Below are 15,414 nucleotides of genomic sequence, written 5' to 3' on the forward strand. Positions count from 1 at the left end.
ATTCATTTTTTTAATAACCAGGCGAAAGGCGGGAAGCGTTTTGCCGCGTAGTGGCCTGTAACAAATTTTTACCCTGCACAGGTGACATCTCGACTGTCATACAGCGGTGATTTTTACAGCATATTTTGGCCTTCTCACCCACACTATAGTGGCCAGGATCACACTTTTCGCTCATCCCCGGTACTCCTCCCTGTCTAATCCCCGTCGGGATGAGGACGATGAATCGGGAGGTCGGCACACTAGCGCCATCGTTTTAGTAAAGGACCCGGATCTCATTATGTCACAGACTTCATTTAACAAAGCTCAGTTTCAGGCTGCACTGACGCGTCAGTGGCAGCGTTTTGGTTTACAGTCCGCTTCCGAGATGACGCAGCGTCAATGGTGGCGCGCCGTCAGCGGAGCGCTGGCGGAACTTCTGTCGGCGCAGCCGGTGGCAAAACCAGCCCAAGGACAACGTCACGTTAACTACATCTCGATGGAGTTTCTGATTGGTCGCCTGACCGGCAACAACCTGCTCAACCTGGGCTGGTACGAGGGCGTAAGCGACGCGCTGAAAGGCTATGACGTCAACCTCACCGATCTGCTGGAAGAAGAGACCGACCCGGCGCTGGGTAACGGCGGCCTGGGCCGTCTGGCAGCCTGCTTCCTCGACTCCATGGCGACCGTGGGGCAGTCGGCGACCGGCTACGGCCTCAATTACCAGTATGGTCTGTTCCGCCAATCCTTTGACGATGGCCAGCAGAAGGAAGCCCCGGACGACTGGGGTCGCAGCAGCTACCCGTGGTTCCGCCATAACGAGGCGCTGGATGTCCAGGTCGGCATCGGCGGCAAAGTCAGCAAAAACGGCGAATGGCAGCCGGCGTTCGTCATTACCGGCGAAGCCTGGGACCTGCCGGTGCTCGGCTATCGCAACAACGTCGCCCAGCCGCTGCGTCTGTGGCAGGCCAAACACGCCCATCCGTTTAACCTGACCAAATTCAACGACGGCGATTTCCTGCGCGCCGAGCAGCAGGGCATCGACGCGGAAAAACTGACTAAGGTGCTGTACCCGAACGACAACCATCAGGCCGGTAAAAAACTGCGCCTGATGCAGCAGTACTTCCAGTGCGCCTGCTCAGTGGCCGATATCCTGCGTCGTCATCATCTGGCAGGCCGCAAGCTGGCCGAGCTGGCGGATTACGAAGTGATCCAGCTGAACGATACGCACCCGACCATCGCCATCCCGGAACTGCTGCGCGTGCTGATCGACGAGCACCAGCTGAGCTGGGACGACGCCTGGGCGATCACCAGCAAAACCTTTGCTTACACCAACCATACCCTGATGCCGGAAGCGCTGGAGTGCTGGGATGAGAAGCTGGTGAAAGCGCTGCTGCCGCGCCATATGCAGATCATCAACGCGATTAACGACAAATTTAAACTGCTGGTGGACAAAACCTGGCCGGGCGATAAGCAGGTCTGGGCGAAACTGGCGGTAGTGCATGACAAGCAGGTGCGGATGGCCAACATGTGCGTGGTGGGCGGTTTTGCCGTCAACGGCGTGGCGGCGCTGCACTCGGACCTGGTGGTGAAAGATCTGTTCCCGGAATATAATCAGCTGTGGCCGAACAAATTCCATAACGTGACCAACGGCATCACGCCGCGCCGCTGGATCAAGCAGTGCAACCCGGCGCTGGCCGCGCTGCTGGATGAGACGCTGAAAAAAGAGTGGGCCAATGACCTCGACCAGCTGATCAATCTGGAAAAATACGCTGACGATGCGGCATTCCGTCAGACTTATCGCGATATCAAGCAGGCCAACAAAGTTCATCTGGCTGAGTTTGTGAAGCAACGTACCGGGATTGAGATCAACCCGCAGGCGATTTTCGACATTCAGATCAAACGTCTGCACGAGTACAAGCGTCAGCACCTCAACCTGCTGCATATCCTTGCGCTGTACAAAGAGATCCGCGAAAACCCGCAGGCCGACCGCGTTCCGCGCGTCTTCCTGTTCGGCGCGAAAGCGGCGCCGGGGTACTATCTGGCGAAAAACATTATTTTTGCCATCAACAAGGTAGCGGAAGCGATTAACAACGACCCGAAAGTCGGCGATAAGCTGAAAGTGGTCTTCCTGCCGGACTATTGTGTATCGGCTGCGGAAAAACTGATCCCGGCGGCGGATATCTCCGAGCAGATCTCCACCGCGGGCAAAGAAGCCTCTGGCACCGGCAACATGAAGCTGGCGCTGAACGGCGCGCTGACCGTCGGGACGCTGGATGGCGCCAACGTGGAAATCGCCGAGCAGGTCGGTGAAGAGAACATCTTTATCTTCGGCCACACGGTAGAAGAAGTGAAAGCCCTGAAAGCGAAAGGCTACGATCCGCTGAAATGGCGTAAAAAAGACAAACTGCTCGATGCAGTGCTTAAGGAGCTGGAGAACGGCACCTATAGCAACGGCGATAAGCATGCCTTCGACCAGATGCTGCATAGTCTGCTGCAGGGCGGCGACCCGTATCTGGTGCTGGCCGATTTCGAAGCCTACGTGGCGGCGCAAAAACGGGTAGATGAGCTGTATCGCGACCAGGAGGCCTGGACCCGCGCGACAATCCTCAACACTGCGCGCTGCGGCATGTTCAGCTCCGACCGCTCGATCCGCGATTATCAGCAACGTATCTGGCAGGCGAAACGCTAAAGGAAGGCCTATGGAGAGTAAACGCCTCGATAATGCCGCGCTGGCGGCGGGCATCAGCCCCAGCTATATCAATGCGCACGGCAAGCCGCAGTCTATCGCGGCTGTCACCAAACAGCGTCTGCTGGATGCGATGCATCGCTCAACCGCCGCCACGAAAGTGGCGGTTAACCCGCTGCCGAACGTGAAGATCTTCACCCACGGCAAAAAAATGTCGCTGCCGGTGGCAGGACGCGGTGAGTATCAGTGGATCCTGACCACTGAGGACGGTAAGCAGTATCAGGGTAAAACCCGCGGCGGCGAGACGCTGCCGCTGCCGGCCAGACTGCCGGAGGGGTATCACTCCCTGACGCTCACCCAGGAGGGGGAGCGCTGGCACTGCCGGACCATCGTCGCCCCGGCCCGCTGCTATGAGCCGCAGCCGCTGAAAGAGGGGAAAAAGCTGTGGGGCACCTGCGTGCAGCTGTATACCCTGCGTTCGGAGAAAAACTGGGGGATCGGCGATTTTGGCGATCTGCGCGCCATGCTCCCGGAAATCGCCCGCCGCGGCGGGTCGTTTATTGGCCTCAACCCGATCCATGCCCTCTATCCGGCGAACCCGGAGAGCGCCAGTCCGTATAGCCCGTCTTCACGGCGCTGGCTGAACGTCATCTACATCGACGTCAACGCGGTTGAAGATTTCCAGCGTAGCGAAGAGGCGCAGGCGTGGTGGCAGTCCGCTGCGACCCAGCAGGCCTTGCAGGCGGCGCGGCAAACGGATGATGTGGATTACACCGCCGTCACCACGCTGAAAATGACCGCGCTGCGTATGGCGTGGAAACGATTCTCCCGTCGTGAAGATGAACAGATGACGGCGTTCCGCGAGTTTGTTCTGCGCGAAGGGGAAAGCCTCTACTGGCAGGCCGCTTTCGATGCGCTGCACGCCTGGCAGGTTCAACAGGACCCGCTGCGCTGGGGCTGGCCGGCCTGGCCGAAGGCCTTTCAGGATATCGACAGCCCGGAGGTGAAAGCCTTCTGCGTCGAGCATGAGGACGATGTCAGTTTCTATCTCTGGCTGCAGTGGCTGGCCTGGAGCCAGTTTGCCGCCTGCTGGGAAACCAGCCAGCGCGACGGGATGCCGATCGGCCTCTACCGCGATCTGGCGGTGGGCGTCGCCGAAGGCGGGTCGGAGACCTGGTGCGACCGTGAGCTGTACTGTCTGAAAGCGTCCGTGGGCGCGCCGCCGGATATTCTGGGCCCGCTGGGCCAGAACTGGGGCCTGCCGCCGATGGATCCGCATATTATTGCCGCTCGCGCCTATGAGCCGTTTATCGACCTGCTGCGCGCCAATATGCAGAACTGCGGCGCGCTGCGTATCGATCACGTGATGTCGGTGCTGCGTCTGTGGTGGATCCCCTATGGTGAAACCGCCGACCATGGCGCTTACGTTCAGTATCCCGTCGACGATCTGCTGTCGCTTCTGGCGCTGGAAAGCCAGCGTCATCGCTGCATGGTGATCGGCGAAGATCTGGGCACGGTACCGGTGGAGATCGTCAGCAAGTTACGCAACAGCGGCGTCTATTCGTATAAGGTGCTCTATTTTGAGAGTGATGCAGAGAAAACGTTCCGCGCGCCGGCGCTGTACCCGGAGCAATCAATGGCTGTGGCGACGACGCACGACCTGCCCACCCTCCGCGGCTACTGGGAAAGCGGCGATCTGACGTTAGGTAAAGCGCTGGGTCTCTATCCTGATGAGGTGGTGCTGCGCGGGCTGTACCAGGACCGTGAGCTGGCGAAACAAGGGCTGCTGGATGCGCTGCATAAGTACGGCTGTCTGCCCAAGCGTGCCGGCCATAAGGCCTCCCTGATGAGCATGACGGGGATCCTCAACCGGGGGATGCAACGTTATATTGCCGACAGCAACAGCGCCCTGCTGGGCCTGCAGCCGGAAGACTGGCTGGAGATGGCGTCGCCGGTCAATATTCCGGGCACCAGCACTGAGTACCCAAACTGGCGCCGGAAGCTGTCCGTCACCCTTGAGCAGATGTTTGCCGATGAACAGGTCAATAAGCTGATTAAGGATCTGGATAAACGGCGCAAGGCGGCGAGCAAAAAAGCCGCCTCCTGATGACTCCCCGCCGCGCACACCTCAGCGCGGCGAAGAGTATGTCCGATAAAAAAGGCCGGTCCGCATCATGCGGACCGGCCTTTTTCTATGGCGGGAGTAACCTTACACCACCATCCCCAGCAGCAGACAGCCTACCAGGCCGCAGACCGAGATAATGGTTTCCAGCACCGACCAGGACCTGATGGTCTCGCCGATGGTCAGGTTAAAGTACTCTTTGAACAGCCAGAAGCCCGGATCGTTCACGTGGGAGAAGATAACGCTGCCGGAGCCGACCGCGATAACCATCAGCTCCGGGCTGACGCCGGTGGTGGCGATCAGCGGCGCGGCGATCCCGCCCGCGGTGATGGCGGCAACGGTCGCCGAACCCAGCGCGATACGCAGCACCGCGGCGATGGACCAGGCCATAAACAGCGGAGACATATTCGATTCGTGCATGATAGAAGCGATATATTTATCCATGCCGCTATCCACCAGCACCTGTTTGAAGGCGCCGCCGCCGCCGATGATCAACAGCATCATGGCGATGATTTTAATCGAAGAGGTCAGGGTATCGTTGATCTGCTCCATGGAGCGGCCGCGGTTCAAACCGAAGGTGAACAGGGCGATCAGTACCGCAATCAGGGTGGCCATGACCGGGTCGCCGAAGAACTCGGCAATCGGCAGGAAGGCGTGGCCCTTCGGCAGGATCATCTCGGCAACGGCGCGCATTGCCATCAGGATCACCGGAACCAGCGAGGTCCAGACGCTGACGCCAAAGCCAGGCATCTCTTCTTCAGTGAACACTTTCGGGTTATGCAGGCCTTCCGGGATCGGCTTATCAATGCCTTTCAGGAAACGGGCGAAAACCGGGCCGGCGAGAATAACCGTCGGGATAGCCAGAATGGTGCCGTAGAGCAGCGTTTTACCCATATCGGCGTGGAAGATGGTGGCGATCGCGGTCGGACCCGGGTGCGGCGGCAGGAAGCCATGGGTGACGGAGAGCGCGGCGGCCATCGGTACGCCGACGTACAGCAGCGGAATACGGGCCGAGGCGGCGATGGTAAACACCAGCGGCAGCATCAGCACGAAGCCCACCTCATAGAACAGGGCGAAACCGACGGTGAAGCCGGTCAGGACCACGGCCCATTGAATATGCTTCTTACCGAATTTATTGATAAGCGTGGTGGCGATACGCTGAGCGCCGCCGCAGTCTGCCAGCAGCTTACCGAGCATAGCGCCGAAGCCCATGATCAGCGCGAGGCTGCCAAGGGTACCGCCGACGCCGTTCTTGATGGAGACGATCACTTTATCCAGCGGCATACCCTGCATTAATCCGACGGCGAGCGCCACCAGAACCAGCGCAATGAAGCCGTTCATTTTGAAACGGATCATTAACAGCAATAACAGGGCAACCCCGATAGCAACGATGATTAATGGCATGATTTACCTGGCCTTAATTTGTTATGGGTAACGTCAAAGTTTCAACCTTTACAACATTCGCTCCGTCAGGGAGCAAAATAGTCTGGCACCGTAAACGCTTGCATTATCCTTACCCAGAGAAAGGATAGCTGGCTATTTTTTTGCCGGTGGCGCCTGAAGGAGATGATACGGGTAACATGTGAGGGTTGAGAATCACCTGGCGGGGGAAAATGTTAAATATGAGACTTAAGTCATACTCTTTCCCCGGTTTTTGCCGGTCGTTTAGCGGGAGATGTTGCGCGGTAACACAGAAAGGAGAAAGGAGAGCCGGCGACAGGCTGCCGCCGGAGGGAAGGCTTAGTAGTAGGAGTGCTCGCCGCGCTGGTGCTCGGTCAGATCGCGAACCCCTTTCAGCTCCGGAAACTCGTTCAGCAGCTGTTTTTCAATACCTTCTTTCAGGGTCACGTCGACCATCGAGCAGCCGTTGCATCCGCCGCCGAACTGCAGGATAGCCAGACCGTCGTCGGTGATCTCCATCAGCGACACGCGGCCGCCGTGCCCGGCCAGCTGCGGGTTAATCTGCGACTGCAGCAGGTACTCGACGCGCTCCATCAGCGGGGCATCGTCAGCGACTTTGCGCATTTTGGCGTTCGGCGCTTTCAGGGTCAGCTGCGAGCCAAGCTGGTCGGTGACGAAATCAATTTCAGCGTCTTCCAGATAGGGCGCGCTGAGCTCATCGACATAGGCGGTCAGCTGTTCAAATTTCAGCGCCGTGTCGGTGTCTTCCACCGCATCCGGTGGGCAGTAGGATACGCCGCACTCAGCGTTTGGGGTGCCGGGATTAATCACAAATACGCGAATTTGCGTCCCTTCTTCCTGATTTGCCAGCAGTTTGGCAAAGTGCGCTTGTGCAGCATCGGAAATACGGATCATAGCGTTGGCCTAATAGTTGACTATTTTACTGGGTTATAATACGCCCATCAGCGGGGGTCTACAAGGTACGGCATACACACCATACCTGAACCGTCGCGGCGCCGTTTCGCAAAAGCAGGCGGGATATCTCGGCGACGGTGCTGCCGGTCGTGACGACATCATCCACCAGAGCGATATGGAGTCCCTGCACGGCAAATTCAAGCTGAAAGGCATTTTTCAGGTTCTGCCTGCGCAGGCGGGCATTAAGCGAATGCTGCACGGCGCCCGCTCGCTGGCGCGTCAGGCCGTCGCGACGCCAGACGCACCCACGCCAGCGGGCTAACGGTCGGCACAGCTCATCGCACTGATTATAACCCCGGCGCCAGCGGCGGCGATGCCCCAGCGGCACGCCGACCAGCGCGTCTACCGGCGGCAAATCGTCACGCTGTTTAAGGCGCAGCAGCAGCAGGCGCGCCAGGGCGGGGCCCAGTTCCGGACGATGGTGAAACTTCAGCTGCCGCACCAGATCGCTCAGCGGCGGACGATAGTCATTGACCGCCACCATCCGATGCCAGGGAGGCGGCTTTTGCAGGCAGCGGCCGCAGGGATGCCGGGACATTGCCGACGGCAGGCCGCACTGCGGGCAGAGCGGGGGGCAGGCGAGCAGGGCGCGGCTGCAGCGAGAGCAGATCCCCCAGCGGGCGACCGCCAGCGGCATTTGGCATAGCCAGCATAAGCTGTGTGCTGTTAGCATATTTGGCCTTCTGTCCAGTAAAAAAGAGAACGGTAACGGATGAACGACATCTGGTGGCAAACAATCGGCGAAGGTGATTGTCATCTTGTGCTGCTGCACGGTTGGGGGCTGAACGCTCAGGTCTGGGATTGCATCACGCCGCAGCTGGCTTCGCATTTTACCCTTCACCTGGTGGACCTGCCGGGCTATGGCCGTAGCGGCGGGTTTGGGGCGATGTCGCTGGAGGCGATGGCGCAGCGGCTGCTGGAGCAGGCTCCGCCTCAGGCGGTGTGGCTGGGCTGGAGCCTGGGCGGGCTGGTGGCCAGCCAGATCGCGATAAGGTGCCCGCAACGGGTGCAGGCGCTGGTAACGGTCGCCTCTTCCCCCTGTTTCGCGGCCCATGAGGACTGGCCGGGCATCAAGCCGGAGGTGCTGGCCGGGTTTCAGCAGCAGCTGAGCGAGGATTTCCAGCGTACCGTCGAGCGGTTCCTCGCCCTGCAAACCATGGGAACGGAGAGCGCCCGTCAGGATGCGCGGGCGTTAAAGCAGGCGGTGCTCTCGCTGCCGATGCCTTCCGCTGAGGCGCTGAACGGCGGTCTGGAGATCCTCAGAACCGTCGATCTGCGTCAGGCGCTGGTCGGACTGCCGATGCCGTTTCTGCGGCTGTACGGTCGGCTGGACGGGCTGGTGCCGCGTAAGATTGTCCCGCTGCTGGATAAGCTATGGCCGGAAAGTGAGTCCATTCTCTTTGACAAGGCAGCGCATGCGCCGTTTGTTTCCCATCCCGCGGCCTTCTGCGAGCCGCTGCTGGCGTTGAAAAAACGGCTGGGGTAATTTTTTTTGCCGCGCCATGGTAAAAGGGCCATTCACAGCAATACTTAGGTTGTTACGGTGGTTGATTATTTCATTCCGCCATCGTGACCTAAAATAACAACCTAATGGAGAGTAGAGGCTATGAAACTTGTTACAGGAATGGTTGCATCTCTGGTGATTGGCTGTCTGTCTTTTGGCGCATTCGCAGCGAAAGAGATCCAAAAAGAGGACGTGGCGAAGATGAATCTGACCAAGGTTGGCAGCATCACGACCTCAAGGACGACCTCGCCGATGGACGCCCGACGCGATCTGTCGAAAAAAGCCGATGAACTGGGTGGAAAATACTTTGTGGTGATTGCAGGGCAGAAAAACGAAAAAACCGTTCACGCTAACGCTGACGTGTATAAATAATCCAGTCATAAAAACGGGCCTGCTGGCCCGTTTTCCCCTGCTGTCGCACTCGTTTTATCCCGTGGCGCTGGCAGGCCTTACTCCCTTCATCGCAGCGCCCACCACTCCTGCTGGCACGCCGCTTTCCCTTCAGGACAGCTTTTACAGCTGCCGGAGAGACAGCCCTCGCTGGTTTCGCTGATCCGTACCACCTTACCCATGGCTTCCATGCGTTCGAGCATGGCGTCAATCAGCGGCTGAGGCGTCCGCAGGCGGGCGCTGAGCTGTTTCGCCTCCATGCGGCCCTGCAGGGCCAGCATATCGCGGACTTCCATTAACGACGCCACAGATCCTCCTTAGTGGCAATCGCCAGCCGGGCTGGAACAGCAGGAGGCCGGCGTTTTCCGGGTGGCCAGCAGCGAGACGTCAACCCGGCTGCGCGCCCGACGCAGCAGACCGAAGAGCACCACGTTGAACAATATCACCGCCAGGATACACACCAGGCTGTAGCGCGGATGGTCGCTAAAGCTGACGGTCTGGTAGTAGAGCGTCGAGAGCGAATAGGCGATATTCAGTCCCCACAGAATGGAGAAGGTCATCCAGCCGCGGCTCGATTCGCGGGCGATGGCCCCCATCACCGAGATGCAGGGGATATAGAGAAGGACGAAGATCAGGTAGCTGTAAGCCGCCGCGGCGCTGCCAAATTTACTGCCCATCACGCCCATCGCGCCGGTGGCCATTTCGCCATCGCCTTTGCTGGCTTCGATGGGGTTGGCCAGGACGCTGAGGCTGAAGGTGTCTTTCAGTCCCTGCCATGTTTCGTCGACAGCGGCCAGCAGTTCCTCGCCGAGGCTGAAGGTCTGCGGATTGAACTCCTCGTTCTGGATATCTTCGGCGGTATAGAGGGTGTTCAGCGTACCGACCACCACCTCCTTCGCCATTGCGCCGGTAAACAGACCCACGGTGGCCTGCCAGTTATCTTCATGCACGCCGATCGGCTTAAACAGCGGAGTGATGACCCGGCTCACCGAGGCCAGCGCGGAGTCGTTGATGTTGTCGACGACCTTACCGCTCAGCGAAAAGCTGTTCAGCGCGCTGAGGAAGATGCTGACAATGACGATCACCTTCCCGGCGCGCAGCACAAAGCCTTTCAGGCGCTGCCAGGTCTGGATAATCAGGCTCTTAATATGCGGGACGTGGTACACCGGCAGCTCCATCACGAACGGCGAGGCTTCGCCGCGCATAATGGTGTGCTTCAGCATCAGGCCGGTGAGAATGGCCATCACAATGCCCAGCACGTAGAGCGAGAAGACCGCCAGCGCGCCGTTCTGACCAAAGAAGGCGGCCGCGAAGACGGCGAAGATCGCCAGCCGCGCGCCGCAGGACATAAACGGCGCCATCATAATGGTCATCAGACGTTCGCGCGGGGCGTCGAGGGTGCGGGCGCCCATTACCGACGGCACGTTGCAGCCGAAACCGACAATCAACGGGACAAAGGATTTCCCCGGCAGGCCGAGAGCTTGCATCAGGCGGTCCATGACAAAGGCGGCGCGCGCCATGTAGCCGGAGTCCTCGAGGAAGGAGAGGAACAGATACATCATGCCGATCTGCGGCACCAGCGGCAGTACAGTGTTGATACCGCCGCCGATCCCCTGGGCGAGGAAGACGGTCAGCCAGTCCGGGAAGTGCAGGGTGTAACCCAGCCATTGAATACCGTGAATAAAGACCGCGACCGAGCCGGCGTCGAAAATCGGCTGCAGCGCGCCGCCGATGTTGATGGCCAGCAGGAACATCAGGTACATAACAAAGAGAAAAATCGGCAACCCGAGGAAGCGGTTGAGGATCACTTTGTCCATCGCCGCGGTGAAGCGGCTTGGCTCGGCGGTCAGGGTGTTACTGACGGCGTCGCAAATGGCGGCGATGGTCTGATAGCGCGCGTCAGCGATATGCAGAGCCGGGTCGTCGATCTCGTCGCTGAGATTCGCCAGGGCGATATCCAGTTTATCGGCGGCGTCGCCGGCATAGGCCCGGCTGTAGATGTCGCCCTCCAGCATCTGCAGACCGAGCCAGCGCCGCTGCCGGGCCGGGATCTGCGCTGACATCTGCTGCGCCAGCAGGTCGGCTTCGCGCAGCAGCGGCTGTGGATAGTGGACCAGCTCGATATCGCTGTTCGCCTGATGACGGTCGAGGGCAATCTTCAGCGCTTCGATCCCGCGTCCGCGGGTCGAAACCAGCGGAATGACCGGGCAGCCGAGGCGTGCGGCGAGGGCATCGATATCGATACGCACCTGCTGCTTTTCGGCAATATCCAGCATGTTCAGCGCCACGACGCAGGGGATCCCCAGCTCGAGCAGCTGCAGCGTCAAATAGAGGTTTCGCTCGAGGTTGGAGGCGTCGACCACGTTAATCAGCATGTCGGCGTCGCCGCTGAGGATGTAGTTGCAGGCGATCTGCTCGTCCAGCGAGGTTTGCGAAGAGATGGTGGTCAGAGAGTAGGTTCCCGGGAGGTCGACCAGCGTGACCTGGTGGTCAGTGGTGGCGAACACGCCCTCTTTACGCTCAACGGTGACCCCGGCCCAGTTGCCCACGCGCTGGCGGGCGCCGGTCAGCTGATTAAACAGGGTAGTCTTGCCGGAATTAGGATTACCAATTAAACCAACGGTTAATTTTTTCATATTTCAAACTCTTGTGCCGGGTCAGCCGTTATTGTGCAACCGCTTCCAGTTCGATTAAGGCGAGATCTTTTTTGCGTAATACCAGACTGACGCGTCGGGTTTCAATATGAACAGGATCGCCGAGCGGCGCCACGCGCACCACATGAAAAGAGGATCCGGGCAGCATGCCGAGGGAGAGCAATTTCTGACGGTATGCTGGGCTAATATCGCGGGAAAATCCGGTAATTTTCCACGCACTATCAGGTGTGAATTGCATAGGGCCTACTTGTCTATCGCTAACCGAAGAAGAATTTTCCGGACGCCTGGAGGCAGTTGCGCCGGGGACCGTAGCCAACGAAAAAGAAAAAACATTCTGCAAGCGATGATAATGAGAATGGTTTTTATCATCAATACATATGATGCGCTTTATGCCATTTTTAAAGTGAAATTCACCTTTTTATTGATATGCCGCAAAGTCCGCCAGTGATCGAAAATATGCGAAATATTATTTCGTCGCTCTAATGTTTAATTAAGGTTTCTTAAGTTAACGAAATGAAAATATTAATTTCGCTATCTGCCCGGCGCGGAATAAATGCAGGTTATCAGAAATAACTGAGAGCCATTTGCGCGAAAAGGCGGCTATAGGTCAGTGACAATGAAAAGGAAAACTGCCCCTGAAAAGGGGCAGGGAGGGATTAGCGTTTTTTACCCATCGCCGCGGCGAGGGCATCCATCATCGCGCTGTTGCCGGCAGGCTGCGCGTCGCGACCGCGGGGTTTGGCGGCTTTCGCGGCCGGGCGATTGCCCTGCGGGCGATCCTGACCGCCGCCGCGGCGGGCGTTGCTGTCGCCCGGCTGCTCGTCGAGACGCATGGTCAGGGCGATACGCTTACGCGGCAGATCGACTTCCATGACCTTGACCTTCACGATGTCGCCCGCTTTCACCACCGTATGCGGGTCTTCAACGAACTTATTCGAAAGGGAAGAGATATGCACCAGGCCGTCCTGGTGAACGCCGATATCAACAAACGCGCCGAAGTTGGTGACGTTGGTCACCGCGCCTTCGAGGATCATCCCCGGCAGCAGGTCGTTCATAGTCTCCACGCCGTCGGCGAACTGAGCGGTTTTGAACTCAGGACGCGGGTCGCGGCCCGGTTTTTCCAGCTCTTTGATAATGTCGGAAACCGTCGGCACGCCAAATTTATCATCGGTGAAATCGACGGCTTTCAGGTTCCGTAGCTCGCTGCTGTTGCCCATCAGATCTTTCAGCGCCTGCTGAGTCGCCGCCAGAATGCGCTCCACCACCGGATAGGCTTCCGGGTGAACGGTGGAGGCGTCCAGCGGGTTGTCGCCGTGGTTGATACGCAGGAAGCCGGCGCACTGTTCAAAGGCTTTCGGCCCCAGACGGCTGACCTTCAGCAGCTGCTGACGGTTCTGGAACTGGCCATTCTCGTCGCGCCAGGCGACGATGTTCTGCGCCATCATGCGGGTCAGGCCGGCAACGCGGGTCAGCAGCGGCACGGAGGCGGTGTTCAGGTCAACGCCGACGGCGTTCACGCAGTCTTCCACCACCGCGTCCAGCTTACGCGCCAGCTGGGTCTGGCTGACATCATGCTGATACTGACCGACGCCGATGGATTTCGGGTCGATTTTCACCAGCTCGGCCAGAGGATCCTGCAGACGGCGGGCGATGGAGACCGCGCCGCGCAGCGACACGTCGAGGTCCGGGAACTCCTGCGCCGCCAGCTCGGAGGCGGAGTAAACGGAAGCCCCGGCTTCGCTGACGATCACCTTCTGGGCGGTGACCTTCGGGAACTGCTTCTGCACGTCGAGGAAGAAACGCTCGGTTTCACGCGAGGCGGTACCGTTGCCGATGGCCACCAGCTCAACGTTGTACTTCTCACACAGCGCGGCGACGGCGACGGCCGCTTTGGCGGCCTGGCCGGTGTGGGGGTAAATGGTGTCCGTCGCCACCAGTTTGCCGGTACCGTCAACCACGGCCACTTTCACCCCGGTGCGCAGGCCCGGGTCAAGGCCCATGGTGGCGCGCAGCCCGGCGGGCGCGGCCATCAGCAGGTCGTGCAGGTTGCGGGCGAAGACGTTAATGGCTTCGTCTTCGGCGCGCTCGCGCACGGTGCCCATCAGCTCGGTTTCGAGGTGCATCAGGACTTTGATCCGCCAGGTCCAGCTGACGACGCCTTTACGCCAGCTGTCCGCCGGGGCGTTGTTCAGGCGCAGGCCCAGGTGGTCGATAATAATCTGCTCGCCGTGGCTCTCTTTCGGCGGCTCGTCAAACTGCGGGTCGGCGTTTAAAGAGAGCTGCAGGACGCCTTCATTGCGGCCGCGGAACATCGCCAGCGCACGATGCGACGGCACGGCGGCGATCGGTTCGTGGTGATCGAAGTAGTCGCGGAATTTGGCGCCTTCCTCTTCTTTGCCGCTGACGACGGTGGAGACCAGGTGGGCGTTTTTCCACAGATAGTCACGGACCTTCGCCAGCAGCGCGGCGTCTTCGGCAAAACGCTCCATCAGAATATAGCGCGCGCCATCCAGCGCCGCTTTGCTGTCGGCCACGCCTTTATCGGCGTCAATATATTTTGCGGCTTCCGTTTCCGGATCGTGGGACGGTTCGTTCCACAGCAGGTCAGCCAGCGGCTCCAGCCCGGCTTCGATGGCGATCTGTCCGCGGGTACGGCGCTTCGGCTTGTACGGCAGGTAGAGGTCTTCCAGTTCGGTTTTGCTGAGCGTGGTAGTGATGGCTTTTTCCAGCGCGTCGGTCAGTTTGCCCTGTTCAGCGATGGATTTGAGGATCGCCTGACGACGGTCTTCGAGTTCGCGCAGGTAGCCGAGGCGGGTTTCCAGATTACGCAGCTGCGTGTCATCCAGACCGCCGGTGACTTCTTTACGATATCGTGCAATAAACGGCACGGTGTTCCCTTCATCAAGCAGGCGAACGGCAGCTTCTACCTGTTCGGCTCTGGCCTGAAGTTCACCCGCAATAATGCGGCAGAGCGAATCATTCATCATGGCTTTTAATTCATCTTTAGGGTCAAAAAACAGGGACTAGTTATACGGACTGGCGGCTGAAAATGCCAGCCGCGCCCGGCGTCTCTCGGAAAGTTCTTGTCTATTTTACGTATTCGATCTCGTTGACATACCAGCTGGCTTCCCCCGCCGGCGTGTTAACGATGGCCAGATCGCCGACCTCTTTTTTTAACAGCGCGCGCGCCATCGGCGAGTCGATGGAGATATAGTCTTTGCGGCCAAAAATTTCATCGTAACCGACGATGCGAAAGCGCTTGATATCGCCTTCATCGTTTTCAATTTCTACCCAGGCGCCGAAGAAGACTTTGCCCTCCTGCTGCGGGGAGTAATCGACGATCTTTAACTGTTCCAGACATTTGGTCAGATAGCGGACCCGGCGATCGATCTCGCGCAGGCGCTTTTTGTTGTACTGGTAATCCGCGTTCTCGCTGCGGTCGCCAAGGCTGGCGGCCCAGGTCACCTTTTTGGTCACTTCCGGGCGCTCCTGGCGCCACAGGTAGTCCATCTCCTGCTTCAGTTTTTCATATCCCTCGCGGGTGATCAGCGGCGTTTTCATCGTGAGTTCAACCTTCTGACAGTCTGTCGTTGCGCACAATTTGTAGCGCGCAATAATACCGACAGGATAAATACTGTGTCTTATGATTAAATGTATACTTAACCTGCTGTTAAATATGCTTTGTAACAATTTAGCCTGGAAT

The 15,414-nt window shown here is 58.8% G+C and carries 12 protein-coding genes; 4 read left to right on the forward strand and 8 right to left on the reverse strand.

Features of this window, described 5'->3' with window-relative positions:
* Positions 1-277 precede the first annotated feature (277 nt).
* Together malP and malQ are read left to right on the forward strand one after the other, a co-directional pair.
* Positions 278-2,668 carry a maltodextrin phosphorylase gene (gene malP / locus L2I46_RS16470; protein WP_132134656.1) on the forward strand — a complete coding sequence of 797 codons (2,391 nt, stop codon included), beginning with the start codon at positions 278-280 and terminating at the stop codon, positions 2,666-2,668.
* Between the two features lie 10 nt (positions 2,669-2,678).
* Positions 2,679-4,772: a 4-alpha-glucanotransferase gene (gene malQ / locus L2I46_RS16475; RefSeq protein ID WP_023291208.1), complete on the forward strand. Its 2,094-nt coding sequence runs from the start codon at positions 2,679-2,681 to the stop codon at positions 4,770-4,772.
* Between the two features lie 102 nt (positions 4,773-4,874).
* Here the strand turns inward: malQ and gntT are convergent, their stop codons facing one another.
* The 3 genes from gntT to gntX form a co-directional block, all read right to left on the reverse strand.
* Entirely contained in the window at positions 4,875-6,191 is a 1,317-nt protein-coding gene (gntT, locus tag L2I46_RS16480; RefSeq protein ID WP_008806999.1) for a gluconate transporter, read from the reverse strand.
* A 336-nt stretch (positions 6,192-6,527) separates the two neighbouring features.
* Positions 6,528-7,103 carry a Fe-S biogenesis protein NfuA gene (nfuA, locus tag L2I46_RS16485; RefSeq protein ID WP_004202143.1) on the reverse strand — a complete coding sequence of 192 codons (576 nt, stop codon included), beginning with the start codon at positions 7,101-7,103 and terminating at the stop codon, positions 6,528-6,530.
* A 58-nt stretch (positions 7,104-7,161) separates the two neighbouring features.
* Positions 7,162-7,836, reverse strand: a complete 675-nt coding sequence (gntX, locus tag L2I46_RS16490) for a DNA utilization protein GntX (protein ID WP_023291207.1) — start codon at positions 7,834-7,836, stop codon at positions 7,162-7,164.
* Between the two features lie 39 nt (positions 7,837-7,875).
* Here gntX and bioH point away from each other — a divergent pair, with 39 nt between their 5' ends.
* Positions 7,876-8,649 (forward strand): pimeloyl-ACP methyl ester esterase BioH, encoded by a 774-nt coding sequence (gene bioH, locus L2I46_RS16495; RefSeq protein WP_032454236.1) that lies wholly within the window; start codon positions 7,876-7,878, stop codon positions 8,647-8,649.
* 120 nt (positions 8,650-8,769) lie between these two features.
* A complete protein-coding gene (locus tag L2I46_RS16500; RefSeq protein ID WP_004202149.1) occupies positions 8,770-9,039 on the forward strand; it encodes a YdgH/BhsA/McbA-like domain containing protein in 270 nt (89 codons plus the stop codon).
* Between the two features lie 86 nt (positions 9,040-9,125).
* Here L2I46_RS16500 and feoC read toward each other — a convergent pair whose 3' ends face one another.
* The 5 genes from feoC to greB form a co-directional block, all read right to left on the reverse strand.
* Positions 9,126-9,365: a [Fe-S]-dependent transcriptional repressor FeoC gene (gene feoC, locus L2I46_RS16505; RefSeq protein WP_004202151.1), complete on the reverse strand. Its 240-nt coding sequence runs from the start codon at positions 9,363-9,365 to the stop codon at positions 9,126-9,128.
* A 9-nt stretch (positions 9,366-9,374) separates the two neighbouring features.
* Complete coding sequence (feoB, locus tag L2I46_RS16510) at positions 9,375-11,693, reverse strand: Fe(2+) transporter permease subunit FeoB (RefSeq protein WP_236948044.1); 2,319 nt, start codon at positions 11,691-11,693, stop codon at positions 9,375-9,377.
* A 28-nt stretch (positions 11,694-11,721) separates the two neighbouring features.
* Complete coding sequence (feoA, locus tag L2I46_RS16515) at positions 11,722-11,949, reverse strand: ferrous iron transporter A (RefSeq protein WP_002920506.1); 228 nt, start codon at positions 11,947-11,949, stop codon at positions 11,722-11,724.
* Positions 11,950-12,367: 418 nt separating this feature from the next.
* Entirely contained in the window at positions 12,368-14,698 is a 2,331-nt protein-coding gene (locus L2I46_RS16520) for a Tex family protein (RefSeq protein WP_072413863.1), read from the reverse strand.
* A 100-nt stretch (positions 14,699-14,798) separates the two neighbouring features.
* Complete coding sequence (gene greB, locus L2I46_RS16525; RefSeq protein ID WP_002920503.1) at positions 14,799-15,272, reverse strand: transcription elongation factor GreB; 474 nt, start codon at positions 15,270-15,272, stop codon at positions 14,799-14,801.
* Positions 15,273-15,414: the final 142 nt, after the last annotated feature.

The sequence above is a fragment of the Klebsiella sp. 2019SCSN059 genome (genome assembly GCF_021739525.1).
Classification (GTDB): domain Bacteria; phylum Pseudomonadota; class Gammaproteobacteria; order Enterobacterales; family Enterobacteriaceae; genus Klebsiella; species Klebsiella quasipneumoniae.

Coding starts and splice junctions, on each gene's coding strand:
- malP (WP_132134656.1), top strand. CDS start 278: ATGTCACAGACTTCATTTAACAAAGCTCAGTTTCAGGCTGCACTGACG.
- malQ (WP_023291208.1), top strand. CDS start 2,679: ATGGAGAGTAAACGCCTCGATAATGCCGCGCTGGCGGCGGGCATCAGC.
- gntT (WP_008806999.1), bottom strand. CDS start 6,191: ATGCCATTAATCATCGTTGCTATCGGGGTTGCCCTGTTATTGCTGTTA.
- nfuA (WP_004202143.1), bottom strand. CDS start 7,103: ATGATCCGTATTTCCGATGCTGCACAAGCGCACTTTGCCAAACTGCTG.
- gntX (WP_023291207.1), bottom strand. CDS start 7,836: ATGCTAACAGCACACAGCTTATGCTGGCTATGCCAAATGCCGCTGGCG.
- bioH (WP_032454236.1), top strand. CDS start 7,876: ATGAACGACATCTGGTGGCAAACAATCGGCGAAGGTGATTGTCATCTT.
- L2I46_RS16500 (WP_004202149.1), top strand. CDS start 8,770: ATGAAACTTGTTACAGGAATGGTTGCATCTCTGGTGATTGGCTGTCTG.
- feoB (WP_236948044.1), bottom strand. CDS start 11,693: ATGAAAAAATTAACCGTTGGTTTAATTGGTAATCCTAATTCCGGCAAG.
- feoA (WP_002920506.1), bottom strand. CDS start 11,949: ATGCAATTCACACCTGATAGTGCGTGGAAAATTACCGGATTTTCCCGC.
- L2I46_RS16520 (WP_072413863.1), bottom strand. CDS start 14,698: ATGATGAATGATTCGCTCTGCCGCATTATTGCGGGTGAACTTCAGGCC.
- greB (WP_002920503.1), bottom strand. CDS start 15,272: ATGAAAACGCCGCTGATCACCCGCGAGGGATATGAAAAACTGAAGCAG.